This window comes from Pedobacter sp. AC402, assembly GCF_979252805.1.
Genome location: NZ_CEEDAI010000011.1, coordinates 356621 through 383140, shown reverse-complemented (window position 1 = coordinate 383140; position 26520 = coordinate 356621). Strand labels below are relative to the sequence as shown.

The 26520-nt window shown below is 36.2% G+C and carries 18 protein-coding genes and 6 pseudogenes; 17 read left to right on the top strand and 7 right to left on the bottom strand.

Features of this window, described 5'->3' with window-relative positions; genetic code table 11:
* Positions 1–30: 30 nt before the first annotated feature.
* The 3 genes and pseudogenes from AC0IWE_RS20445 to AC0IWE_RS20435 all read right to left on the bottom strand — a co-directional run.
* Positions 31–2373 (bottom strand): annotated as a pseudogene (locus AC0IWE_RS20445) (phosphocholine-specific phospholipase C); the annotation flags it as partial.
* A gap of 263 nt (positions 2374–2636) precedes the next feature.
* Positions 2637–3971 (bottom strand): family 16 glycosylhydrolase, encoded by a 1335-nt coding sequence (locus AC0IWE_RS20440; RefSeq protein ID WP_471794527.1) that lies wholly within the window; start codon positions 3969–3971, stop codon positions 2637–2639.
* Positions 3937–4143, bottom strand: a complete 207-nt coding sequence (locus AC0IWE_RS20435; RefSeq protein WP_471794526.1) for a hypothetical protein — start codon at positions 4141–4143, stop codon at positions 3937–3939. The genes AC0IWE_RS20440 and AC0IWE_RS20435 overlap by 35 nt, the downstream gene beginning before the upstream one ends.
* Positions 4144–4414: 271 nt before the next feature.
* Between AC0IWE_RS20435 and AC0IWE_RS20430 the strand changes: the two genes are divergently transcribed.
* From AC0IWE_RS20430 to AC0IWE_RS20385, 10 genes and pseudogenes are all read left to right on the top strand, one after another.
* Positions 4415–5713, top strand: coding sequence for a DUF4175 family protein (locus AC0IWE_RS20430; RefSeq protein ID WP_471794525.1), 1299 nt, complete (start codon positions 4415–4417; stop codon positions 5711–5713).
* A gap of 80 nt (positions 5714–5793) precedes the next feature.
* Positions 5794–7731, top strand: a complete 1938-nt coding sequence (locus tag AC0IWE_RS20425) for a hypothetical protein (RefSeq protein WP_471794524.1) — start codon at positions 5794–5796, stop codon at positions 7729–7731.
* A gap of 138 nt (positions 7732–7869) precedes the next feature.
* Positions 7870–8109: a hypothetical protein gene (locus tag AC0IWE_RS20420; protein WP_471794523.1), complete on the top strand. Its 240-nt coding sequence runs from the start codon at positions 7870–7872 to the stop codon at positions 8107–8109.
* Complete coding sequence (locus tag AC0IWE_RS20415) at positions 8109–8402, top strand: type II toxin-antitoxin system RelE/ParE family toxin (protein WP_471794522.1); 294 nt, start codon at positions 8109–8111, stop codon at positions 8400–8402. Before AC0IWE_RS20420 ends, AC0IWE_RS20415 begins: the two co-directional genes overlap by 1 nt.
* Positions 8403–8482: 80 nt before the next feature.
* On the top strand, positions 8483–8884 hold the full coding sequence (gene ybeY, locus AC0IWE_RS20410; RefSeq protein ID WP_471794521.1) for an rRNA maturation RNase YbeY: 402 nt from the start codon (positions 8483–8485) through the stop codon (positions 8882–8884).
* 531 nt (positions 8885–9415) lie between these two features.
* On the top strand, positions 9416–11278 hold the full coding sequence (locus tag AC0IWE_RS20405; protein WP_471794520.1) for an ABC-F family ATP-binding cassette domain-containing protein: 1863 nt from the start codon (positions 9416–9418) through the stop codon (positions 11276–11278).
* Between the two features lie 199 nt (positions 11279–11477).
* A pseudogene (gene mnmG, locus AC0IWE_RS20400) lies at positions 11478–13342 on the top strand (tRNA uridine-5-carboxymethylaminomethyl(34) synthesis enzyme MnmG).
* Positions 13343–13600: 258 nt separating this feature from the next.
* Positions 13601–14053: an Ig-like domain-containing domain gene (locus AC0IWE_RS20395; RefSeq protein ID WP_471794519.1), complete on the top strand. Its 453-nt coding sequence runs from the start codon at positions 13601–13603 to the stop codon at positions 14051–14053.
* A gap of 387 nt (positions 14054–14440) precedes the next feature.
* Positions 14441–14839, top strand: a complete 399-nt coding sequence (locus AC0IWE_RS20390; protein ID WP_471794518.1) for a hypothetical protein — start codon at positions 14441–14443, stop codon at positions 14837–14839.
* Positions 14840–14934: 95 nt separating this feature from the next.
* Complete coding sequence (locus AC0IWE_RS20385) at positions 14935–15102, top strand: hypothetical protein (RefSeq protein WP_471794517.1); 168 nt, start codon at positions 14935–14937, stop codon at positions 15100–15102.
* Positions 15103–15175: 73 nt separating this feature from the next.
* Here AC0IWE_RS20385 and AC0IWE_RS20380 read toward each other — a convergent pair.
* Positions 15176–15689: pseudogene (locus AC0IWE_RS20380) on the bottom strand (gamma carbonic anhydrase family protein).
* A 94-nt stretch (positions 15690–15783) separates the two neighbouring features.
* Complete coding sequence (gene nadB, locus AC0IWE_RS20375; protein ID WP_463492141.1) at positions 15784–17370, bottom strand: L-aspartate oxidase; 1587 nt, start codon at positions 17368–17370, stop codon at positions 15784–15786.
* 450 nt (positions 17371–17820) lie between these two features.
* Between nadB and nadA the strand changes: the two are divergent.
* From nadA to thiL, 5 genes and pseudogenes are all read left to right on the top strand, one after another.
* Positions 17821–18821 (top strand): annotated as a pseudogene (nadA, locus tag AC0IWE_RS20370) (quinolinate synthase NadA).
* 129 nt (positions 18822–18950) lie between these two features.
* Positions 18951–19331 (top strand): cation:dicarboxylate symporter family transporter, encoded by a 381-nt coding sequence (locus AC0IWE_RS20365; RefSeq protein WP_471794516.1) that lies wholly within the window; start codon positions 18951–18953, stop codon positions 19329–19331.
* Positions 19328–19864: a dicarboxylate/amino acid:cation symporter gene (locus AC0IWE_RS20360; RefSeq protein ID WP_471794515.1), complete on the top strand. Its 537-nt coding sequence runs from the start codon at positions 19328–19330 to the stop codon at positions 19862–19864. The genes AC0IWE_RS20365 and AC0IWE_RS20360 overlap by 4 nt, the downstream gene beginning before the upstream one ends.
* Positions 19848–20180: a cation:dicarboxylate symporter family transporter gene (locus AC0IWE_RS20355; protein WP_471794514.1), complete on the top strand. Its 333-nt coding sequence runs from the start codon at positions 19848–19850 to the stop codon at positions 20178–20180. The genes AC0IWE_RS20360 and AC0IWE_RS20355 overlap by 17 nt, the downstream gene beginning before the upstream one ends.
* A 99-nt stretch (positions 20181–20279) precedes the next feature.
* A pseudogene (gene thiL, locus AC0IWE_RS20350) lies at positions 20280–21321 on the top strand (thiamine-phosphate kinase).
* Between the two features lie 111 nt (positions 21322–21432).
* Here the strand turns inward: thiL and AC0IWE_RS20345 are convergent.
* Complete coding sequence (locus AC0IWE_RS20345; protein ID WP_471794513.1) at positions 21433–22809, bottom strand: DNA recombination protein RmuC; 1377 nt, start codon at positions 22807–22809, stop codon at positions 21433–21435.
* Between the two features lie 118 nt (positions 22810–22927).
* On the opposite strand from AC0IWE_RS20345, the gene purU reads away from it, so the two are divergent.
* Positions 22928–23767 (top strand): formyltetrahydrofolate deformylase, encoded by an 840-nt coding sequence (gene purU / locus AC0IWE_RS20340; protein ID WP_471794512.1) that lies wholly within the window; start codon positions 22928–22930, stop codon positions 23765–23767.
* A 138-nt stretch (positions 23768–23905) separates the two neighbouring features.
* Here purU and AC0IWE_RS20335 read toward each other — a convergent pair whose 3' ends face one another.
* Positions 23906–25042, bottom strand: coding sequence for an NAD(P)/FAD-dependent oxidoreductase (locus AC0IWE_RS20335; RefSeq protein ID WP_471794511.1), 1137 nt, complete (start codon positions 25040–25042; stop codon positions 23906–23908).
* Positions 25043–25124: 82 nt separating this feature from the next.
* On the opposite strand from AC0IWE_RS20335, the pseudogene AC0IWE_RS20330 reads away from it, so the two are divergent.
* Positions 25125–25821, top strand: a pseudogene (locus tag AC0IWE_RS20330) (zinc metallopeptidase).
* Positions 25822–26520 lie beyond the last annotated feature (699 nt).

The following is a 26520-nucleotide window of genomic DNA, read 5'->3' as shown; positions in this document are numbered from 1 at the left end:
CAAAAGCTATCCCCCGTTTTGGGGGATATTTTATGCATTGCCCATATATGGGTCGGTTTGGGTAATTTCTCCTGTTTCTATTTTACCTGCATAACGTTGTTTAAAAATGCTATTACCTGGTTGCACGATGCTGAAATCGTACCAATTAGCATTTTTAGCCAGGTTAAAAGCAACATTATTGGTGCTTTTAGGTTTAATGCTCACTGTTTTTATCAATGATTTATACTTATTATCTGCAATTTGCAACGTAATTACTGCTGTACCTTTGTTTTCTATTGAAAAAACTAAGCTTCCGCTAAGTTTTTTTGTAACCATGTCCAGTCTAGCTTCTGGATACGCCTTAACCACAATCAAAGCGTTCTTTTTATTGCCTGAAAAAGATCTGTAAAAGCCATTTGGCCCATTGATAAACAGCTCATAAGCTTCGCTGTCAAAATCTGCGATATTGATGTTGTCTTTTAACACATCGCCTGCTTTAACTGCATAGGCCCAGGTTTTACCTACAACGCCTTTAAATTTACCGATGGTATTCATATTGAAAGGTGCACCAACTGTTTCTGTTTCATTACCAAACAATGTTTTTGCTGATTGAAAAGTCAGTTCGATTTCGTTGTTTACCACATTGGCATCAACCATTAAATGGTAAGGCAGTGCGCAGGCATTTTTGGTTCCACTTTCTTGTTTAGGTGCATGCGCTGATGTTTCAGAAGAAAAGGCTTCAAACTTATTAATTTTTGCTACTTCTGTTTTATTCAAAGCAGTTGGACCAACCTGTGCCGGTTTATTTTTTGCATTACCGATATTGGTTACTACGGCATCCCTTTTTAATGGCTCAGGAGATTTAATTTCTTCTCCATTATAGGGCCTGAAAACAGAAGTTAAATCACCGCAGATGTTTCTTCTCCAATCGCTTATATTATTGCTTTTAATTGCCTTTCCTGTTTTTTTAGCGAGCCATTTCTCTACAAACATTAATGATGAGGTATGATCAAAAACCTGCGAGTTTACAAAACCTCCTTTGCTCCAGGGCGAAGCTATTACCAGTGGAACCCGGTAACCCAGGCCTATAGGACTTCCTTTTTTTGCTTCAAAATCGGTAGCATAGTTTATTCCATTAGATACTTTTCCGCTGGCGGGATCATCCGGATTTGGAACTACAAACGGGGGTTGATGATCAAAATAACCATCATTTTCATCATAGGTTAAAACGAAAATTGTTTTTTTCCAAACTTCAGGGTTCTTGGTTAAAATATCCAAAGCCTCGCTTACATACCAGGTTCCGTATAATGGCGAGCTGGTATGATCAGAAAAACGTTGAGGCGCAACCAACCAGGAAACTGCAGGTAGCTTTCCACTGTCCACATCTTTTCTGAATTGATGAAAAATATCGCCTTTCGGAATGTTTATTGTTTCAGACTGGCCCTGATCATTTTTAAAAGTAAATGGTTCAAGATCAAGGTAATCCTTTTCAGATATATTGGTTGTAAAGGCTTTATCTATTAAGTTTTTCTCTTTTTGAGATAGTTTATCGTATTTCTCCTGAACTTCTTTGGCAGTTAAGGCCGGTTTAACCGTATTATCTCCATTCTTTCTAAAATAAGCCGATAATTTAACATTATGCCGGCTAATGTATTCTACAGGATTATCACCATAATTACCCAACCAATCATCTATTTCGCCCTCAGGGAGTTTTGACGTCCAGAGTTCATTTTGGTAGATGCGCCAATCAATGCCATTATCTTCCAGTGTTTCTTGAAAGGTTGGCCAATCTACAAATACATTATTTTGCGATTCTGCCTGGTCGTTATTTACTACAGCAATGCGGTTAGCACTCTTTTCTCCACGGATCGTTCCTGTAAAAAAGAACAGTCTGTTCGGCGTTGTTCCGGTAAGCGACGAACAAAAATGCTGATCGCAAATTGTAAAGGCATCAGCCATGGCGTAATAAAAAGGAATGTCATTCCGATCATAATAGGCCAAAGTCATCGGTGATTTTACAGGCAACCATTTATCATAACGACCGCCATTACGTGCAGCCACCTGATCGTTCCACGAATGTGGCAAACCACCCTGCCAGGTAATTTTTGTTTTGTTAATGTCTACATGAAAAGGTGCATAGGTATAACCCTGACCATCTTTTTGTAGCCAAACTTTGTTGCCATCAGGCTGAATGTGTGGGTGTGGATCATTAAAGCCGCGTACGCCTTTCATTTTACCAAACATGTGATCGAACGACCTGTTTTCCTGCATCAAAAAAACAATGTGTTCCGCATCGTAAAAGGTACTGGCCGGTTCAGGGTTAATAGACATGGCTTTTAGTACCGAATTGGGCAATGTATTGGCCATGCCCGTGGCTCCGGCAAATAAGGCCGCCTTTTTTAGAAATTATCTACGTGAATCCATAAATTATACAATAGAGCTTAGATAACGCAAGTTAAATTTTTCAGTTGGCAATAAGCAATTTTCAGTTGGTGTTAATTATTTTCAAATTAGTTGCAAATTGCTTAGTATAAAACCAGCAGGCAATATGCCCAGCAATAAATCGCTACAAAAAACATTTAATTCGTTCTATTTCAGTTAATTACTGAAAAAATTAACCTTTATAACATCCAATTGCGGTGAACTATAAAACAAAATTATTTTTGAAAAACCCTCACGTAATCAACCTTCATTGTTGCAGGAAAAATAGCATCATCTACCCCTTTTTTTCCGCCCCAACCGCCGCCTACAGCTACATTTAAAATTACATGGAAATTTTGATCGAACGGCCAGTCGCCAGAACCTTTTTTGGTATTTTTAAAGCTGAGGTATTTTTGATCGTCAATAAAAAAATCAATGCGATCTGCAAACCATTCTATGGCATATATATGGTATTGGGCATATGGATTTTCTACGTTTAATGCCTTACCAACCTGGGTTTTAATTACATGGTTAAATTTTTCGGTATGTACCGTTCCGTGCACACTATCCGGTTCGTAACCCACATGCTCCATAATATCTATTTCGCCGCTCTTTGGCCAGTCGCCATATTTCCAATCAGTCGGCAATGCCCATATTGCAGGCCACAAGCCCCTGCCCTTTGGTAGCATTGCCCGAACTTCTACCCTGCCATATTTAAAATCAAATTTATTTTTGGTTACGAGCCTGGCCGAGGTATAATGGTTATTTTCTTTGTCGGCTTTTATTGCGGTGATGTTCAGATTGCCTTTTTTAACCACTGCATTCGCCGTATCGGCATCAGTGTAATATTGGAGTTCGTTATTTCCCCAGCCTTTTCCGCCAACATCGTAACTCCAGTTTTTAGCTAAAGGTAATCCTGCATTATCGAACTCATCAGCCCATTTCAGCTTCCAGCCTGCTGCTAAAGGAGTCTTTTTGAGCTCTTCGAAAGTTAATTCAGGCTCATTGGTGGTAATGTAATCAACCTGGTGTGCTAAAAGCCACTGAATTTCAGGAACAGTATTCACCGTCCAGGCGTTCACCGTTAAACCCAATTTGTGGGCGTTTTCAATCCATCCATCTTTTTGGTATATGCTGTAATGGTAATCAACACCCGTTAATTTATCGGCCTTCATTTGTTCAGCACTGATTTCACCCCTTAAATATGCAACTTTTGCATTTGGCAGCAGCTCCAAAACGCGTTTACAATAATCGTAGTCAAAACTAATGTACTCTGTCCATTCTACTACTTTCAGTTTCTGAACCATTTCGATACACTTATTCGTAACTTCAATACCACGTTCTTTGCTAATTAAAGAGGGTTTGATTTCTAAAATGAGCTTCGTTTTTTTCTGTTTTTTTCCTTCCAGTAAATAGGCTTCTAACGTTGGTATTTTTTCACCATTCGTCATGGTTTTAGTCAACAAATCAGCATATTTTACTTTCTCAATCGTTAAACCCTGAAATTCAGGATCATGATTAATCACCAAAACCCCATCAGCCGTCATCCATACATCGAATTCTGAACCCATAGCAACCAAGTTTTACGGCTTCTTTTAAAGAAGCAATGGAGTTTTGTGGGAAATTATTTTTCTTCCACGCACCGCGGTGGGCAATTACCTGGTTTTTGTTCCAATTAAACTTTTGGGCGAAAGAAGCAGTAAAAATGAACAACATCAGTGTAGAAATAAGTACTCGTTTCATATTTAACATGATTATACAAAAAATCAAAAGTAGATTTTTATCAGAATACTCGTTTAAAATCTATGTAACCTTTGTATTAATAAAAACAAGATAATGGTTTTTAAATTAACTTAGTTATACGCAGAAAGACTATACTGAAAATGTAAATTATCACAAGTCAATATCCAATTATTTGTAAATTGATAGTGAATGATAAACATTATGAAATAAACGCGTTACCTTACTATGGTTTCTTTCAATTGATTAGAACTATTTTTACATTTACAGTGATATGGTGAGCAATAACTATAGTGAATTACTTAGAAAGATAGATGAGTTTATCCGCAAATTTTACCTGAATAAAATTTTGCGTGGTAGTATTTACGCTGCAGCCATTCTTTTAGCCTTGTATCTCATTGTTTTTTTAGCACTTTATTATCTCAATCCAACTGCTGGTTTTAAAACCTTTATCTTTTTTGCTTATCTCATCACCGGTATTTTGCTTGTAGGTTTTTTAATTGTTAAACCTTTGCTTGCGATGTTAAAGCTGGGCAAACACCTCACTTTTGACGAAGCATCGGTTATCATCGGAAATCACTTTTCCGATATTAAGGATAAATTACTCAACACCTTACAGCTTCATCGTTTATCCGAAAACCAGCCCAATAACAATCACCTGATCATTGCTAGTATTGATCAAAAAATACTCGAACTCAAACCTGTTCCATTTTATACCGCAGTAAGCATTAATGATAACAGGAAATACTTAAAATATCTTTTTGTTCCGCTTTCAATCATTTTGCTCATCGCTATTATTGCACCAGCCATTTTACGCGAAGGCACAAACAGTTTTTTTAAATACGACGAATACATTGCACCAAAAGCGCCATTCACTTTTGCAATTCTGAATAAAAGTTTAACCGTTACCCAAGGCGATGATTTAAGTTTAAACCTTAAATTATCAGGAGATGAGCTTCCATCCGAAGTATATGTTGAAGATGGAAAAAACACTTATAAACTCCTAAAACAGAGCATTAGTAAATTCAATTACAGCATAAAGAACATACAAGCCGATAAAAAACTGATTTTTAAAGGAGGAGGCTTCAGTTCTTCTGTATTTACTATAACGGTAAAACCCCGACCTGAACTGTTAAACGCAACAGCAACATTAACTTATCCTGCTTATTTGAGCAAAAAACAAGAATTGATTGCCAATGTTGGTGATATGCTCCTGCCTGAAGGCACCAAGGTTACCTGGAACTTTAAAACAGGGCAAAGTACAGCACTTTTATTTGTTTTAAATGGGAGAGAAAATACCTTAAAAGTAACAGATAATGAATCTGCTTTTAATGCAACCATTAGGAGCAATTCTAAATATAGCATTACCCCTAAAAACCAATATGTTACGCTCAGAGATTCCTTATCACACCAAATTACTGTGGTAAAAGATCAATCTCCGGCAATTGCTGTAGAAGAAAAACCAGATTCAGTAAGCAATAAAGCCCTTTATTTTAACGGACAGGTTACCGATGATTACGGATTTAGCCGCTTAAGTTTCAAATACAATATTAAGAGAACAGGCACATTGTAGCCACAGTTACCAAAAATATAGCCATTAAAAGCAATGCAACAGAAAATTCTTTTTTCTATTTCTGGGACTTAAAAACTACTATGGCCAAGCCGGGTCAGGAAATTGAATATTATTTCGAAGTGGCCGACAATGATGCAGTTAACGGTGCTAAAGTTACCCGATCTGAAATTAAAACGTTTAAACAGCCAACAAAAAAGGAAACTGCCGAACAGGTAAGTGTCAGCAACCAGGCTTTGAAGCAAAAAATGCAATCGGCTATCCGTTTGGCAAATACAATCGAAAAAGAAAGTAAAAAAGTAGCCGAAAGCCTGATTGATAAAAAACAAATCTCTTTCGAAGATAAAAAGCAAATTGAAGCCTTATTAGACAAGCAAAAGCAGCTTGATGAAGCTGTAAAAGAAATTAAAGAACAAAATGAAAGAAATATTCAGCAACAGGACGATCAGCAACAAAACGAGGAACTTTTAGAAAAGCAAAAGCAGATAAAAGATCTATTCGACAATGTTTTGGACGAAAAAACCAAAGATCTTTTACAGAAACTGCAAAACCTGATGAATGAAAAAAATAAGGACCAAACGCAAAATGAACTTTCAAAGATGCAGTTGGATAACAAAACCCTTAAAAATGAACTCGACAGGATTTTAGAACTCTACAAGCAGTTAGAATTTGAACAAAACCTTCAAACGGATATCGATCGCTTAAATGAACTCGCTAAAGAGCAAAAGGAACTCGCTGAGCAAACTAAAGATAAAAAGCAGGATAATGAATCGTTAAAGCAGAAACAGGATGCATTGAACAAGGAGATGAAAGACCTTAAGGAAGACCTTAAAAAGCTTGAAGAAAAAAATAAAACACTGGAAAGACCAAATCCATTCGAAAATCCAGAAAAAGATGTTCAGGATATTCAAAAAGAGCAGCAAGACAGCAAAGATGCTTTAGACAAAAAAGACTCAAAAGGTGCCAGCCAGAAACAGCAAAAAGCGGGTGAGCAAATGGAAAAGTTATCTAAAAAAATGAGCGATATGCAACAGCAAGGTGAGGAAATGGAAAACAACCTGAATGCCAAAGAGTTGCGCCGCTTGTTGGAGAACTTATTAACCACTTCTTTCGATCAGGAAAAGGTAATGCTTGCCTTAAAGAAAATGACTGCAGCCGACCCCTCTTATATCAGCAATGTTCAAAAACAGCGCAGCATTAAAGATAACCTTAAAACAATTGCCGATAGTTTATACAGCCTCAGTAAACGTGTACCACAAATAGAATCGACTGTAAATGAGGAAATGAACAAAATCAATTTTAACCTTGATAAAAGTTTAGAGCGCTTAGGGGATAGAAGAACTGCCGAGGCAAACCGTTTTCAGCAGTTAACTATGACATCGGTTAACAACCTCACCTTAATGTTGAGCGAAGCATTGAGCCAACTGCAGAATATGCAAAAAAATGGCAAAGGTGGTAGTGGAAAGAAACAAAAGCAAGGCATGAAACAGCTTTCGCAGATGCAAGACCAGCTGAATAAAAGTATGCAAAAGGCCCGTGAGCAGATGCAAAAACAAGGAGGCAACCAAGGTACTGTTGGCAAAGGGCAAATGAGCCAGGAATTCGGTAAAATGGCACAGCAACAGCAAATGATCCGCCAGGCTTTAGAAAAGATCAACCGCGAAGAAAATAAGGATGGTTCTGGAAAGATGGGCAACCTCAATGAAGCCATTAAAGAAATGAAACAAACGGAAAGTGATCTGGTTAACAAGCGTTTACAACAAGAAACTTTAAACCGGCAAAAAGAACTGTTAACCAAATTGTTAGAAGCAGAAAAAGCAGAACGCGACCAGGAAGAAGATGCTAAACGCGAAAGTAAAGCTGCCAGGGAATTTCCGCCATCCTATCAAAAAATGGTCGATCAGTTTAAAAAACAGCAACAAAATGGTAATGATATGTTGCAAAAACTTCCACCAAGTTTAAACTATTACTATAAAAACAAAATTGCCGAATATTTGAAATCACTGAATATGGGACGGTAATAAAAGAACCGTCTCCCTGAATTTATTTCAGGGCCTTAGAAATGTAGTTAAAAATTCAATCAATAGAGATGACTAGTTTGAACGCAAATCATATCATAGGTAGGCATTTACTCATCCATTTTTGTTATATTTGATATCATGACAAGCACAGCCATAAGACAAAGATTAATCACTTATTTATCTGATGCGGAAGATAATAAAATAAGAGCCATTTATACGCTTTTAGAAAGAGAAATTGAGGATGATCAAGCATTTAACCTGTCTGAGGAACATTTAGATATACTTGATAGAGAACGGGAACTGCATTTAAAAGGCGAAAATAAATCTTACAGTAAACAAGATTCTTTGGATATTATCAAAGGACTTAAGACGCTTTAATGCACGCTATTCAGATAAAGCCCATTGCTGTTCAAATGGCAAAAGATGCATATGATTGGTATGAAGATCAAAAAGAAGGATTAGGTAATTTATTTCTATCAGAATTAAGTAGGTGCTATACTAAGCTTGAAAAAAATCCGCTCTTCTATCAGAAAGTTAATAAAGATTATCGTCATATGGTCCTTAATAAATTTCCATACGTTTTAATCTTTGAGATTATAGAAGAAGAAATCATAATTTTTGCGGTTTTTCACACTTCACGAAGTCCAAAATCCAAATTTAGAAAAAAGTAAAAGCCTTATTATTTTACTGAGGCAAGATCTTCAAACCATCTTAGGAATATTTCTTAAATTTGCAGCAAATACCTCCTTTTATGCCAGCAATATCCTTCTTCACTGAATCAGTAAGCTATAATCTTCCTCAAAAACTTAAAGTAAAAAAATGGATAAAAGCTTCAATTGAAAAAGAAGGATACCAGCTACAAGAACTTAACTTTATTTTCTGTAGCGACGAGTATCTTTTAAGCATCAACCAACAGTATTTAAATCATGATACTTACACCGATATCATCACTTTCGATAATTCTGATGTCGAAAAACTAATTGTAAGCGATATTTTCATCAGCATTGAACGGGTCAAAGAGAATGCTAAAACTTTTAAAACATTAGAGTTTGATGAGGTTTGCCGTATAATGATTCATGGAACATTACACTTATTAGGCTATAAAGACAAAGGAAAAGCCGCCAAAACCCTAATGACGGAGAGAGAAAGATGAATATCTTGCCTATCGGGCACAAGTTGGCTTAGTTTAATCTCTAAAAAACTTTTCAAGGATTAATAATTCTATTTTCAGTATTATCTACAATGCTGAATTTGTTTAGCAAAGCTCCTGCTATCTTTCATCTCAATTATTTAATGGCGTTCGTCTAAAAGTTAACGCTGTTCGTCGACTATTACCCCCTACTGGTATAATTAAGCAATATTTTGTGCAACATTTATTGGCTACAGCAGTCTTATAACAAACAACAACACCATGATTTAAAATTGATGATTGCAATCCAATCATCCTCGAAGATAAAGTTTAGTTTTAGTTAATGATTGAAGCAGCGGCGGAGCGATTCCAGCCGCTGTTTTCTTTTATAGATTGGCTTACTAATGATATATGAACTTCAGCATAAACTAAAACATCAATATTCTGCCATTTTTAACTGATACAGAAGCCCTTTACAATTTGATTATGCCGTTCCAAATATTTTATACTTACTTTTGCACTAATTTTCCTTTATAAAACCGAAATACAAAAAAATTGAGCACACTAATTGCGGCAGAAGGCTTAGGTCATGGTTATCATGACGAATGGCTATTTAAAAATTTAACCTTAGGTATTAACTCCGGTCAGCGTGTTGCGTTGGTTGGAATTAATGGTGCAGGTAAGAGTACACTTTTGAAACTATTAGCAGAAAGGTTCCCTCCGCTTGAAGGTAAAATTGTAAAAAATAAAGCTGTTAAAATTGGCTTTCTCGACCAAGAACCACAGTTTACTGAAGGTTTTTCAATAAGTGACCATATATTTTCTTTAGAAAATAAACAACAGCAGCTCATTAAAGAGTATGAGGAATTAATTGAGAATCCCAACCCGGATGAGAAAACACTTAATCGCTTATACGAAGAATTAAGTGAGCATAACGCCTGGGAATATGAGCATGAGATCAAAACCATTCTAAACAGAATGGGTATTACCCATCTTCAACAAAAAATATCTACCCTATCTGGCGGACAAAAGAAACGTTTGGCCCTGGCTAAACTTTTAATTGAAGATCCGGAAATTTTGGTGCTTGATGAGCCAACCAACCATTTGGATATTGATACCATTGAATGGTTGGAAAAATTATTAACCACGGGGCAAAAAACAATACTATTGGTTACCCACGACCGTTATTTTTTAGATAATGTTTGCAACACCATCGTTGAGTTAGATAGAGGAAAAATATTTAACTATAACGGAAACTATGCCTATTTCCTGGAAAAGAAAAGTGAAAGAGAAGCTTTAGACGCAACGGTTTTACATAAAAACCAACAGCTATTAAAGAAAGAATTGGAGTGGATGAGACGCATGCCACAGGCACGTGGAACAAAATCTAACGCCAGAATCAATGCTTTTTACGATTTAGAAGAAAAATCAAAGAAAAAGACTGATAATCAGAGTATTAACCTCCAAATGAAGATGTCGAGGCAAGGTGGGAAGATAATTGAAGTAGAACACATATCAAAAGCATTTGATGGCCGTGCTATTATAAACGATTTTAGTTACACCTTCAAAAAAGGAGACAGAATTGGTTTAGCCGGAAAGAATGGAACTGGAAAATCAACCTTGTTAAACATTATAACCAGCCAGCTTACGCCAGATTCAGGGAAAGTTGATACTGGTGAAACTACTGTATTTGGTTATTACAAACAAGGCGGTTTAACTTTCGATCCAAAAGAAAGGGTAATCGATATTGTGAAATCGGATGCGGAATATATAAAAATGGCAGATGGTTCTGTAATCACTGCTTCTGCCCTACTCACGCTTTTTCTCTTTCCTCCAAAGAAACAACATGGTATGGTTGAGAAATTAAGTGGTGGAGAAAAGAAGCGTCTGAACCTGATGAAGGTGTTGATGCAGAATCCAAATTTTTTGATTTTGGATGAGCCAACCAATGATTTAGATATTGATACTTTAAATGTTTTGGAAGAATTCTTAGAAAATTTTCCAGGTATTTTAATGTTGGTTTCACATGATAGGTACCTGCTCGATAAAATGAGCGATCAGCTATTTATTATGGAGGGCGAAGGAGTAGTTAAAATATACAATGGCAATTATTCGGAGTACCGTTTGAGTTTGGAACAACCAAAAGTTAAAACCGAAACTAAGAAAACCACTGCTCCTATTGTTGAAGTTACACCGACCAAAGCAGTAAAAAAGTTGAGTTTTAAAGAACAAAAAGAATTAGAAAATAGCGAAAAAGGTATTGCAGATTTAGAAAATGAAATCGCTTTGCTTAACGAAAATCTAACTAAAATCGATGCGGCTGACTATGTAAAAATTCAAGAGGTTTCGAATGAGATAGAAATACTTCAGTCAAAACTCGATGAGTTAACGCTGCGTTGGCTTGAGCTGTCAGAATAAAAATATAATTGAAAGGTAAATTCAGGATTGATGTTTCACGTGGAACATGTTTGTGTCGTTAAATAAATAACTTCATTAGAACATGCGTATTCAGTTATCACTATTGAATGAATTCGTAAATAATAGCCTTATATTATATAATTAAATAGATATTTAAAACAATTGTTTCACGTGGAACAATTAAATATACAAAAAGAAAATGTTTGCAAAATACGATTTGATTGTTGTTGGTGCTGGTCACGCAGGCTGTTGAAGCTGCCGCCGCTGCCGCCAATCTAGGATCTTCTGTTTTACTAATTACAATGAATATGGGTACTATTGCCCAGATGAGTTGTAACCCTGCCATGGGTGGTGTAGCAAAGGGACAAATTGTTCGTGAGGTTGATGCTATGGGTGGTTATTCAGGTATTATATCCGATAAATCAACCATACAGTTTAGAATGCTAAATAAATCTAAAGGGCCTGCGATGTGGAGTCCGCGTGCACAGATTGATAGGATGCGTTTTGCTGAAGAATGGAGGTTGGCATTGGAGCATACTCCGAATGTTGATATGTGGCAGGATAGTGTTGTTGGTTTGTTAGTGAAAGACAATACCGTTTATGGTGTAAAAACATCGTTAGGAATAGAAATAGAAAGTACTGCAGTCTGTACTCACCAATGGAACATTTTTAAACGGTGTAATGCACATTGGAGAAAAGAAATTTGGAGGAGGCAGAACTGCTGAAAGAGCATCAACAGGAATTACCGAACAACTGGTAGAGTTAGGTATGGAGGCTGGCAGAATGAAAACAGGTACTCCCCCACGTGTTGATGGTAGAAGTTTAGATTATTCTAAAATGGAAGAGCAATGGGGAGATGAAAATCCTGGCAAATTCTCTTATACTGACACGACGGTTTCAACTGATCAACGGTGTTGCTGGATTACGTATACCAATGGAGATGTACATGAAACATTGAAAGAAGGTTTTGAAAAGTCGCCAATGTTTACGGGTAGAATTAAAGGTTTAGGCCCGCGATACTGCCCATCTATTGAAGATAAAATTAACCGTTTTGCTGAACGCGACAGACACCAGATTTTTGTTGAACCTGAAGGATGGAATACTTGTGAAATTTATGTAAATGGTTTTTCAACTTCACTTCCTGAAGATGTACAATTTAAAGCGTTAAGATTAATACCGGGTTTTGAGCAAGCAAAAATGTTCAGACCAGGCTACGCTATTGAATATGATTTCTTCCCACCTACTCAGCTATCGTTAACACTGGAAACTAAACTGATCAGCAATTTATTTTTAGCAGGGCAAATTAACGGAACAACAGGTTATGAAGAAGCGGCTTGTCAAGGATTTATGGCAGGGATAAATGCGCATCAAAAAATTACGGATAAACACGAGCTGATTATGAAACGATCAGATAGTTATATTGGTGTTTTAATTGACGATCTTGTTACTAAAGGAACGGAAGAACCTTACCGCATGTTTACTTCCCGGGCCGAACACCGCTTATTACTAAGACAAGATAATGCTGATATCCGCCTCTCTCCTATTGGCCATGAATTAGGCTTAATTTCTGATGAGCGATTAGACAAAGTGAAGCAGAAAATTGCTAACGCTGATGCATTAGTTAAATTCACTAAAAACCAAGGTATAGAAATGGCTGATGCTAATCCGATGCTTGAAAGTTTAGGATCAAGCCCGTTGAATCAAAATGTAAAAATCCATAGCCTGGTAGGCAGACCGCATGTTGGTTTACCTGATTTAATTAAAGTGAGTAAAGCGCTTGCTGCAGCAACCCAGGATTTAGACAACGAAACAATTGAGCAGGCTGAAATAAAAATCAAATACGAAAGCTATTTCGAAAAAGAAAATGAGATTGTAGCTAAAATGCTTAAAATGGAAGATAAGGAAATTAAGCCGGATTTTGATTATAATAAATTGGTTTCTATTTCAAAAGAAGCGCGTGAAAAATTATTTAAAATAAAACCACGTACTTTAGGTCAGGCTTCACGAATTTCTGGCGTATCACCATCAGATATATCAGTTTTAATGGTATATATTAATAAGTAGTTGATTATCAATATTTTAACAAAAATAAACAAGGCTTGAAATAAAGCGATATAAGACAAAAAAAACATTTTTTAATATTACGATTCCAAAAAGTATAAAAATTCGTCAGAACGTTTAAAATATGCCAAATTTAAAAGCTCAGTATTTTAACCTTGTAAATTTAGTAGTTGTAGTTACGCTTCTCCTATTTTTCGGTTGCGCAAGTATCCAAACTCCTCAGGGTGGACCAAAAATAACAAGCCGCCGAAAGTTTTGAGTATGACTCCGAAAAATCAAACCAGAAATTTTAAAGCTAAAAAAATCATTATTGAGTTTGACGAATATTTTAATATAAAAGATGAGTTTAAAGAATTCTCCATTTCTCCAGATCAGGAAAAACTTCCGGTTTTAAAGAAGCGCCAAAAAAGGCTTGAAATTGCGCTTCAGGATTCCCTGGAGAAAAACATAACTTATACTTTAAACTTTGGAAAATCGATAGCCGATGTAAATGAAGGAAACGTTGTTAAAAACCTCTCTTATGTTTTTTCAACAGGTCCGGAAATTGATTCATTGTCCATTAGCGGAAAAGTAATCAACTCGCTTAGCGACGAACCTGAAAAAGAAGTTACCGTATTTATATTGCCTTTAGAAAGGGATATATTTTTGGAAAGAAGCGTCCATCTATTTACACCACAACCGATAGTGCCGGAACTTATAAACTCAATAATTTAAGAAAAGGCACTTACAAAGTATATGCTGTAAAGGAAAGCATCGGTGGAGGTGATAGAGAATATACCAGCAGATTTCTGACGAAATTGGATTTGTAAAAGAACCTGTTGTTATTGATAAGAATTTAGAAAACATCAATCTTCAGATATTTAAGGAATTAGCACCAGAATTTCGTGTGTTAGACCGAAAACTGAACAATGATGGAAGTATATCAATTATCTTAAATCAACAGCTTAAAAGCCCTAAAATTACTGTTACCATCTTGCTGTTGATGTTGGAAAGTTTGTACACTTTACAAAAAATAATGATACTGCTAAAATATGGTTAAAAGACCTTGGCTTCGACTCGGTTAAGCTAGCCATCCAAGACCAAGGCAAAGTTTTACAGACTTTGAACTTTACAAAGGGCAGAAAAGATACTTATACGAGGGATGTTACCATTGCCGATAATTTATCAGGAGGTAAGCTAAATCCATACCAGCAATTAACATTAATATTTCCATTTCCCATCACAGGCGGAGATCCGTCAAAAATAATCCTGCTGGAGGATTCTGTTAAACGAACAAATTTCGAATTGGTAAAAGACAGTGTCGATTTTCTTAAATATTACATAAAATATCCCTGGAAGAATAAAAAAAGCTACGATATAAAATTAGGTGCAGGTGCATTTACAGCTATTTTTAATGCTAAAAATAAAGACGTTAATAAAAAATTCACTCTAGAAAGCCCTGATGCTTATACCACCCTTATATACAATGTAACGGTGCCTGATACATCTAAAGTTATGTAGTTCAGTTCCTGAATGAAAAAAAGGATATTGTTAAAGCGTTTTCTATTAATAAAAATTCTAAGATTACTTTTTCCAAATATCCTGCTGGCAAATACATGTTAAGAGTGGTTTACGACGATAACAAAAATGGAGTTTGGGATACCGGAAGTGTAAAAGGTGGCTACCAACCTGAAAAAGTTTGGTACCTGAAAGCTTTAATGGACCTTAAACCAAACTGGGAACGGGAAGATGCATTGGTAATACCACCACCACCAAATAAATAAAGTCGTCACCGTAAATTATTTCAGGGTCTTTAATAGCAAATAAGATGCTGAAACAAGTTCAACATGACGGATACTATGTGGTAAACCAGCCCGAATACATGATATAATTATCTGGCAACTTATTTAATAAAGCCCTTTGCTCTTCAGTAATGGGCTTTATTTTTTTAGCGGGCGTACCAGCATATAAATAGCCAGTTTCGCAAATTGTATTTTCCAAAACCACCGAACCTGCAGCTATAATGGAATATTGTTCTACTATGGCGTGGTCCATTACAATGGCTCCCATCCCGATTAAAACATTATCCTGCACAGTACAACCATGCACAATAGCATTATGACCAACAGTATACCCGGTTACCAATGTGTGTAGCTGCTTTTAGGTAGGTAGCATGAATTACTGCACCATCTTGTATGTTAGATTCATTTCCAATCGTAATGGCGTTTACATCACCTCTAATTACGGCATTAAACCATACCGAACATTTATCACCAATTACCACATCGCCAACGATTGTGGCATTTTCAGCAATAAAATTGTCAGCTCCAATTTGAGGGTATTTATCTTTTACGGGGAGTATTAATGGCATAACATGATTTTACGTCACCCTTAATTTATTCGGGTTCTTTTTAATTATTGTATATCTAATATTGCTGAAATAAATACAGCATGGTGAGATCTTATTAAAAAACAGTATCTACCAATTCTTTGGCATGTTCCGGATAATCAGTAGTATAATGTAAGCCCCTACTCTCTTTTCTTTGCATGGCAGATTTAATTACAAGATAGGCTGTTTGAATTACATTACGCAACTCGCAAAGTTTAACTGATACCTTATTCTTTTTATAAAATTCTTCAGTTTCCTGGTATATTAAAAATAAACGGCGATGTGCCCTTTCTAAACGAAAATCAGAACGCACAATACCTACATAATCGCCCATTACCTTTTGTAACTCTCTTAAATTATGGGTTACCAATACGTCTTCATTGCTTTGTGTAACTCCTTTAGAGTCCCATTCAGGAATATGGTCAGGGATAACATTATTTTTGAATTTTTCTATAGCATCCTGATAAATGCGGTGTGCAAAAACAGTAGCTTCAAGTAATGAATTGGAGGCCAATCGGTTAGCTCCATGTAAACCCGTTGAAGAGCACTCACCGCAAGCATATAGATTTTTTATTGAAGAACGTCCGTATTCATCAACCAAAATACCACCACACATATAATGAGATGCAGGTGTAACCGGAATATAATCTTTCGTCATATCTATCCCAATAGATAGGCATTTAGCATATATATTAGGAAAATGCTTTAAAATATCGGCTTTCTTACGCATGGTAATATCAAGATACACAAACTCATCACCCGATTTTTTCATTTCATTATCAACAGCGCGTGCTACAATATCACGTGGTGCAAGCGATTTTCGTTCATCGTACTCATGCATAAATTCTTCTCCATTTTTACGTCTTAAAACCCCACCGAAACCTCTTACCGCTTCTGATATTAAGAACGATGGATACTCACCAGGATGATACAAAGCTGTTGGATGGAACTGAATAAACTCCATATTCCTAACTTTTCCTTTAGCACGATAAACCATCGCCATACCATCTCCTGTTGCAATAACAGGATTTGTTGTGGCCGAATACACGTGGCCGGCACCACCCGAAGCCATAACAGTCACATTTGCCACAATCTTTTCCACATCGTTAAGCTCTGTGTTAAAGGCATATATGCCATAACAGTTAATATCTTCTGTACGTTTATCCACAAACTCACCAAGGTGATGCTGGGTTATTAACTCCAGCGCAAAGTAATGTGTTAATATCTCTATGTTGTTATTCTCATGAATTTCTTTTAGCAATACCCTTTCTATCTCATATCCGGTGATATCTTTATAGTGTAAAACACGGTGTTCTGAGTGCCCTCCTTCCTTGGCCAAATCATAAAAACCGGCATTATCCTTATCGAAATTTATACCATAGTCAATAATCTCCTGGATGCGCTGAGGCCCCTCTTTTACAACGATTTCCACAATTTTTTCGTCGCATAATCCATCCCCGGCAATCAAAGTATCATCAATATGTTTCTCAAAAGAATCACCTTTATCCACAACAACTGCAACGCCGCCCTGGGCATATTTCGTGTTCGATTCGTCTTCATTAGACTTGGTTACAATTAATACCTTACCAAACTTGGCAGCCTTAAGTGCAAAACTTAAACCCGCTATCCCTGAACCAATTACCAGAAAATCTACTTTTCTCATTAATAAAAACATTTACTTTATCCACGATGTTAACAACTAGTTAATAAATGTTAACTCCATGTCTAAATTATCCTAACAAATAAATTTGAATGTTTAAAGCTACTCTAAAAACACAATTTGCCACAATCTTTTGCGCAATTTTTAACCAGCTTTACCTAAGTAATTAACTTTTTACCCACTTATAAACAATTAACATTCCGGTATTGATAAAATTTGAACGGATTTTCGATAGTGCTGTAAATCAAACTTATGATATTAGATAAATGTAATCTAAATGTTAGTAAACGATTAATAACTTATCTAAACGAAAGAAATTTCTAAACTTGCCAACAATATTAACACACTAATAAACAAACAAGATTTATTTATTTAAAATAACTTATTAATTATTGAGACGTGGAAAGCTTTATCTTTGGCCAACGTCAAAATTCAAAAAAGGAAAATTTAAAAATGAACATAGATGTCTTAGAAGAAATCAACAAAAAAGGTTTCGCAGAAGAGGAAATTGATCCTACACTCGATCTTTTTGTGGAGATCGAGAAATTGAAAAAGGAAAAGAATGCCATAATTCTTGCTCATTATTATCAAGAGCCTGACATACAGGATATTGCAGATTATATTGGCGATAGTTTAGGGCTATCGCAAGAAGCTGCAAAAACAGATGCTGATGTGATTGTGTTTGCCGGCGTGCATTTTTATGGCAGAAACAGCCAAGATTTTGTCGCCCAATAAAACAGTTTTATTGCCTGATGTAAAAGCAGGTTGCTTATTGGCAGATAGTTGCCCACCACACCTGTTTAAAAAGTTTAAAGAAAAATATCCAGATCACCTGGTAATTACTTACGTAAACTGTACGGCCGAATTAAAAGCTTTAAGTGATATTGTTTGCACGAGTACCAATGCTGTTCAAATTGTGGAGAGTTTACCTAAAGATCAAAAAATTATTTTTGGTCCTGATCGTAATTTAGGTGCTTATGTGGCTAAAAAAACCGGGCGCGATTTAGTGCTGTGGAATGGTGCCTGTATGGTACATGAAATTTTTTCTCAGGAAAAAATTACAAAGCTTAAAGAACGCCATCCGAATGCTAAATTTATTGCGCATCCTGAATGTGAAGAAGTGGTTTTAAAGATGGCCGATTATGTAGGTTCTACTACAGGTTTGTTAAAATATACCATTACCAATCCGGCAACTGAATTTATTGTAGCTACCGAAAGTGGGATTATCCACCAGATGGAGAAAGCAAATCCTACTAAAACTTTTATTCCTGCACCGCCTAATAACAGCTGTGCCTGTAATGATTGCCCTTATATGAAAAGAAATACTTTAGAAAAACTATATTTATGTATTAAAAATGGTTTACCAGGAAGTAACTGTACCTGAGCATATTATTGAAAAAGCACGTAAGCCGATTCAACGTATGCTTGATATTTCTGCAGAATTGGGCTTGTAGAAAATAAATAATCATTGCCGGGAGGAACGAGAGCCTGCCCCGACTTTTTTGGGAAGCAATCTTAATGCGTTTGCTGGTAGCGATAGGTAAGATAGCTCTCGTAACCCGCAATGAAGAAAAAACAAGTATATGGAAAAAAACAACATTCTTAAAAACTACTCCGGCTTATTATGGCTTTTGGCAGGTATATCTGTTGGAAGTATAGTAGGATTAATTTTTGGGAAAAGTGTTGAAAGTATAAAACCTTTGGGTGATATATTTTTAAACCTGTTGTTTACTGCTGTTATACCATTGGTATTTTTCGCCGTTTCATCTGCAATTGCGAATATCGATAGAACAAAAAAACTGGGTAGATTATTAACCATAATGGTATTGGTTTTTCTGTCGACTGTTTTAATTGCCGCAATTTTGACCTTGGCAGCAACCTGGATTTTTCCGATCCACCAACAATTGGGAAATGCTGCTTTACCAGCTGAACCCGAAAAATACAGTCATTTGGTGAGCAAATGACCCAACTTTTAACCGTAGGGGAATTTTTTGAATTAGGAAGCAGAAAAAATATGCTTCCACTGATTATTTTTTCAGTTTTGGTAGGTTTTTCTACGCTATATGCTGAAAAAGAAGGTGATGGTTTTAAAAATTTCCTCGTTTCTGGCAATGAAGTGATGAAAAAACTCATCATTTTAATTATGAAACTAGGCCCGATTGGTTTAGGTGCATATTTCGCTTATCAGGTTGGAGTTTTGGGACCACAACTCTTTGGTACTTATGCCAAAGCTTTAGGTTTATATTATGGCGTTGGAGCATTTTATTTTATCGTTTTTTTTACGCTTTATGCTTTTGTAGCGGGTGGATTTAAAGCCATAAAAGTTTTTTGGAAAAATAATATTGTACCCTCTTTAACTTCAATCGGAACCTGTAGCAGCATTGCCACTATTCCGGCAAACTTAGAAGGGACAACAAAAATGGGCGTGCCTGCGTACATCACCAATGTAACCATCCCTTTAGGATCAACATTACATAAAGATGGTTCGAGGCATTAGCTCAATTATAAAAATTGCTGTAGTTTTTGCAATTTTCGGAAAAGATCTGGTTCACGTTGATACCATTATTTTGGCTTTAGGCATTACTGTTTTGGTTAGTATTGTTGAAGGTGGAATTCCGAATGGAGGTTATATTGGCGAATTATTGATGATTTCGGCATACCAGTTACCACCAGAAGCCTTGCCACCGGCCATGATTATTGGTACCTTAGTAGATCCAATGGCTACCTTGTTAAATGCTACTGGTGATAACGTTGCAGCAATGTTAATTGCCAGGTTTACAGAGGGTAAAAATTGGATGGAAAATATTAAATAATAGATTCGTCGCCCTGTCCCGATTTTACATCGGGATCAAGGTCTTATTCGTTAAAGTTGCTGAAACAAGTTCAGCATGACGATAAATGAAATATAACTTATGTTTGAAAATAAAGAACGCACAGATATTAATGAATTAGGAGAGTTTGGTTTAATTAAACACCTCACCACTAATTTCAAAATTAAGAATGATTATTCGGTTAAAGGTGTTGGCGATGATGCGGCTGTTTTGGATGCTAAAGGAAAGCAAACTTTAATTTCTACCGATTTATTGTTGGAAGGAATTCACTTCGATTTGGCTTATGTGCCTTTAATGCACCTTGGTTATAAAGCGGTGCAGGTAAACCTGAGTGATATTTATGCGATGAACGGAAAAGCCAGTCAAATTACTGTTTCGCTGGGTTTATCGAGTAAATTTCCATTAGAAGCTGTTGAAGAAATTTATAAAGGCATTGAACTGGCCTGTAATAAATACAACATAGATTTAATAGGTGGCGATACCTCATCAAGTAAGCAAGGTTTGGTGATCAGTATTACCAGTATTGGTTATGCCGATGCGGATAAAGTAGTATATAGAAATGGCGCTCAGGAACATGATTTATTGTGTGTATCGGGTGATTTAGGAGGTGCTTATTTAGGTTTGCAAATTTTGGAGAGGGAAAAACTAATTTATCTCGAAAATCCACAGGTTCAGCCAGATTTGGAAGGTAAAGATTACATCATAGAAAGGCAGCTCAAACCAGAAGCACGGATGGATATTGTGGCACTTTTTAGATGATTTAGGTATTAAACCAACCTCAATGATTGATGTTTCTGATGGTTTGGCTTCTGAAATTTTACACCTGGCAGAACAATCAGATAAAGGAATAACCATTTACGAAGAGAAAATTCCTTTGGATCCTATGACTTATGAAACTGCACGTGAATTGGGGTTAGACCCAACAGTTTGTGCTTTAAGTGGTGGTGAAGATTACGAGCTATTATTTACGATCAGTCAGGAAGATTATAAAAAACTGAAACACGATGTAGATATTACGGTGATTGGCCATGTTACCGATAAAAATTCGGGTTGTAAAATGGTTTCTAAATCAGAAAAAGTACACGAGTTGAAAGCCCAGGGCTGGAATGCTTTTAATAAATAATTTTTATCAATAAAGAGTAAGTCGTCATTTCGAGCGAAGTGCAAAGTAGTCGAGAAATCTATATTAGCAGATCTCTCCATTCTACTGCGTTTCAGTCGAGATGACGATATTCTAGTCTTCGTTAACATCCAGATACTTCGTATCAATCTGTTTGGTAGCTTTTGCACCAAGTTTTTTAATCTTTTCAGACGTATTGGTTAAATTTCCTGATCCTACTGAGAGTTTATTAAGCGCTTTATCATAAGCATCCTTTCCGTTTTTAATGTGTTTGCCGATATTTTCCATATCTGTAACAAAACCCACAAACTTATCGTACATACTACCGCTTAAACGGGCAATTTCCATTACATTACGGTTTTGTCGCTCCTGTTTCCACATGCTGGCAATTGTGCGTAAAGTAGCCAATAATGTAGATGGACTCACAATAACCACTCTTCTATCCCAGGCAAAATTGAACAATTCTGCATCTTTTTGTACTGCAATACTAAAAGATGATTCGATAGGTACGAATAACAAAACAAAATCCGGAGAATTAATTTTATATAAATCCTGGTAATTTTTAGAAGATAGTTCCTGTATGTGATTCTTAATTGAGGCCAAATGCTGTTTTACATAGCCTTCTCGCTCTTCATCGGTATCGGCTGATACGGAACGCTCATAAGCAACCAGCGATACCTTAGCATCAACGATAAGATGTTTATCATCCGGAAGGTCGATCACCACATCGGGTTGGTATCTGCCGCCTTCGGCAGAGGTATGCGAGGCCTGAATGCGATATTCCTGATCGCGCACCAATCCGGAGCGTTCTAAAACCTTTTCTAAAATTACTTCCCCCCAGTTTCCTTGCTTCTTACTATCGCCTTTCAACGCTTTTGTTAAATTATTGGCATCTTCCTGAATAAGTTTGCTTTGAATCTGCAACTCTGAAATAACCCCTTTTAAAATATTCCTTTCGTCAGATTCGGCTTTGTAAACTTTTTCAACTTTATCTTCAAAAGCTTTAATGTTTTCTTTCAGCGGATTTAAAATGATGTCCAGATTGGTGCGGTTCTGCTCAATGAATTTCGTTGATTTTTCTTCGAGTATTTTATTTGCTATCAATTCAAAATCTTTATTCAGTTTTTGTTGTGATTGCTCGTAACTGGCCTTTTGCTCTGCAAGTTTTTCTTTCTCTGCCAGGTAAAAAGATCTTGTGCTTTCGAGTTCGCGGTTGGCATCAGCCAGGCGGTCGCGTTCTGCCTGTAACTCTTCAATTAAACGTTGTTGCTCCTGCTTAAGCAATATGGTAATGTGCTCTTTTTCAGTCAATAAATTAGAAACACGCTCGTCTGCTTTGGCTAAACTAATTTTTAATGATTCATTTTCGCTTTTTGTTCTTTCAAAATCTTCTATCGAAACAATTGAAATGGCTGCCTGAGGTTTCTTTAGAAATAAAAGAACCAAAACAATTAATATAACGATTAGTAAAGCAATACCGGCAATCTCCATAATGATAAAAATTTTAGCAAAAATGAAGATTTAAAATAGATATACCAAAAAATTTTAGTTATTATGAAAAAGGGATAACCGAAAAAAATTTCTATAATTGAACATTAGTATTTTATAAATGAACGCATTAACAGTCCTCATATCCTGCCCAGATCAGGTAGGTTTGGTTACCAATATCACCCGGGTGCTTGCAGCACACCAGTTTAATATTATTGCCATGCGCGAGTTTGTGGATGAGGTAAATAAATCGTTTTTTACCCGCATTGCCTGTACCGGAATGCTCGAAGATGCAGAAAAATTAAAGGAAAAACTTTTAGAAAATCTTCCAAATGCCGCTAAAGTAAATTTAATAGCAGAGCAAGAGAAAAAGATTGCTGTTTTAGTAACAAAAGAATACCATTGTTTAGCAGAAATATTGATCAAAAACCAATTTAAAACCTTGGGTGCTAATGTACAATGCGTTATAGGCAATTATGAAAGCTTAAGAGATTTTACCGAAAAATTAGGTATTCCATATTTTTATGTAGATCACAGCGGTAAGGATAAAAGTGTATTTGAGGCTGAAATAAAAGAAATTATTAAAAAGTTTGAAGTAGATTATTTAGTACTCGCTAAGTTTATGCGGATTTTATCTGCTGATTTTGTAAAAGATTATGCAGGTAAAATTATCAATATCCACCACTCGTTTTTACCTGCTTTTATCGGTGCAAATCCTTATCGGCAAGCCTTTGAACGTGGTGTAAAAATTATAGGTGCAACAGCTCATTTTGTTACTGATAATTTAGATGAAGGACCAATTATTACACAACATACCAATCATGTTGATCATAATTTCGGAGTAAAAGAAATGATTAGGGCGGGAAAAGAAATTGAGAAAAAGGTTTTGTTAGAGGCTCTGGAACTTATTTTCGAAAATCGTGTGTTTGTAAGTGGAAATAAAACGGTTGTGTTCAAATAAAAGCATTTTAATAGATTCCAAAAGACGTTATTTCGAGCAGACCTGATAGCTATCTGGTGCAACGCAGTCGAGATGACGATGTTTTTTATATAGATCTTTAACAAAACCGAACGCTATGTTATATGTAGTAAAAAACAGCTATAAATTATTTAACAATAAATTTGCCACATCCTCGCCTGTTTGCGAACCGATTGCTATTCCCATACCATTACAGCCGGTGGCACAAAATATATTAGTACGGACCTGGCTGATCATTGGCTCCAGGGTTTTACCAAAAGCCATGATACCGCTCCAGCGATAATCGATTTCATAATTAACCTGAGGTAGAATTACATTTTTAAGTAAACTTTCCAGCGCCGCCTGAATTTGATCAGTTTGGCCAAATGAGGTTGTTTCTTCTGCTTTAAAATCAATATTTCTGCCCCCACCCAATAAAATCCTGTTATTGATGTTTCTAAAATAATAAAAGCCTTTATCGTAATGAAACGTACCTTCTATTTTAAGGTGTTTAATCGGTTTGGTAATTAAAACCTGCCCCCGGCCTGGAACAATATCAATATCAGGCAATAAGTTTTTTATAAAGGCATTGGTGGTCACAATCAAATTTTTGCATGAAAAGGTTCCGTGGATTGTTAACAGGCGCGTAAAATTTGTTTCCTCCTCAATTTTATCTACAGGGCAATTATTTAGTATAGTAACACCCAGCTGTTGTGCATATTGTAGTAGTGCGAACATCATTTTACCGCTATCAATCTGTGCTTCATATTGGTTTTCGATGAGTGTTGATACGCCCTTTAAACCAAATAAACTGATTTTATCATCACTGCGCTTAAAAGCATCCACCCCAACAATACTTTTGATAATATGGTTGTAATGTTCAATTTTAGATACACATGTAGTGGCCAACAAATCATCTTCGCTTTTAAATAATTCATAACCGCCTAAACATTGGTAATCAATGGTTTTATCACCCAGTAACTTGCGCAGCTTAAGCAGCCCTTTCCATCGTCTTTCAATCAGTGTAGCAAGGCGGTCAGTATCAGCCATTTCTTCCTGCTCAATTAGTTCAGAAATGCTTCCAAAGCATGCAAAACCTGCATTTTTGGTGCTTGCCCCTGTTGGTAAAAAACCGCGTTCGAGTACTGCTATTTTTAATGTAGGCACTGAATTTTTTAGGTGTATTGCTGCATTTAAACCAACAATTCCACTACCGATTATAATGACATCAAAATTGAAAAACGATTCTTTTTCCCAATATGAAAACGTGTTTGGCATAGCATAAATGTAAGTTTTTTAACGCTCAAATAATATAGGAACGCTTTTTGATATAGGCTAAATGAAAAACATACATAAGAAAATGGGAGTTTATTTAATATTAATCATCCCGGTATTATTGTTGAGACATGTTTGTACAATGGCGATTTAGAAATAAGTTTTCTAAGTATGCCGAAATGCAATTAAGCTCAGGTTTATCGGGCAAAGAGGTGGCAGAGCGAATGCTGCATGATAATGGGATATACGACGTGAAGGTGATGAGTACCGAAGGGCAATTAACAGATCATTACAATCCATCAGATAAAACCGTTAATTTAAGTACAGATGTATATTACAGCCGAAGCGTAGCAGCAGCAGCTGTGGCGGCACACGAATGTGGGCATGCTGTACAACAGGCAAAATCATATCATTGGCTACAGTTGAGAAGCAGCATGGTGCCGGTGGTGAGTATTTCATCCAATCTGTTACAGTGGGTTTTATTAATTGGTGTTTTGCTGATTGGCTTTACCGGAAACCCGATTGTTTTAGCAATAGGTGTGGTAGGACTGGCACTCGTAACTATATTTAGCGTAATTACCTTACCGGTAGAATTTGATGCCAGTAACCGCGCATTGGCATGGTTAAAAAATAATAACGGTGTAATGCAAACGCAGGAAGAAAATGCGCAGGCTAAAGATGCACTTTGGTGGGCAGCTATGACGTATGTAGTGGCAGCGGTTGGTGCATTAGCCAATTTATTGTATTACGCATCGATGCTTTTTGGTAGAAGCAGAGATTAGCGATATTTAATTAGAAAAACACATGGCGGCCAGGATTATTTCTGGCCGTTTTTTGTTTATTAGAGTTTACTAACTTGGTTTCTAAAGAAGGTGTGATTTAACGCCAACGTCCTGCTGAATTTATTTGAGCATCTTTTTAGCTTGATAGACCCTGAAATAAATTCAGGGAGACGACGCTATTGAAAATTTTTATTAGGAAAACCAGTTTGTGGTAAATAAATAAAGTCCGCTCCGCTATTATTGGTAAAGATTTTTTACTTTTTCACACGCAAACGTCCTGCTGAATTTATTTTATCATCTTTTTAGCCAGATAGACCCTGAAATAAATTCAGGGAGACGACGCTATTGGAAATTTTTATTAGGAAGCACTTTGTGGGAAATGTATAAAGTCCTGTCCCGCGCCTGCTACTATTGGTGAAGTTTTGAACTTTTTCACACAAAAACGTCCTGCTGAATTAATTTTTAGCATCTTTTTAGTCAGATAGACCCTGAAATAAATTCAGGGAGACGACGCTATTGAAAATTTTATTAGGAAAACCAGTTTGTTGTAAATGGGTAAGGTTTTGTCCCGCTACTATTGGTGATGTTTTGAACTTTTTCAAACGCAAATGTCCTGCTGAATTAATTTTCAGCATCTTTTTATCCAGATAGACTCTGAAATAAATTCAGGGAGACGACGCTATTGAAAATTTTTATTAG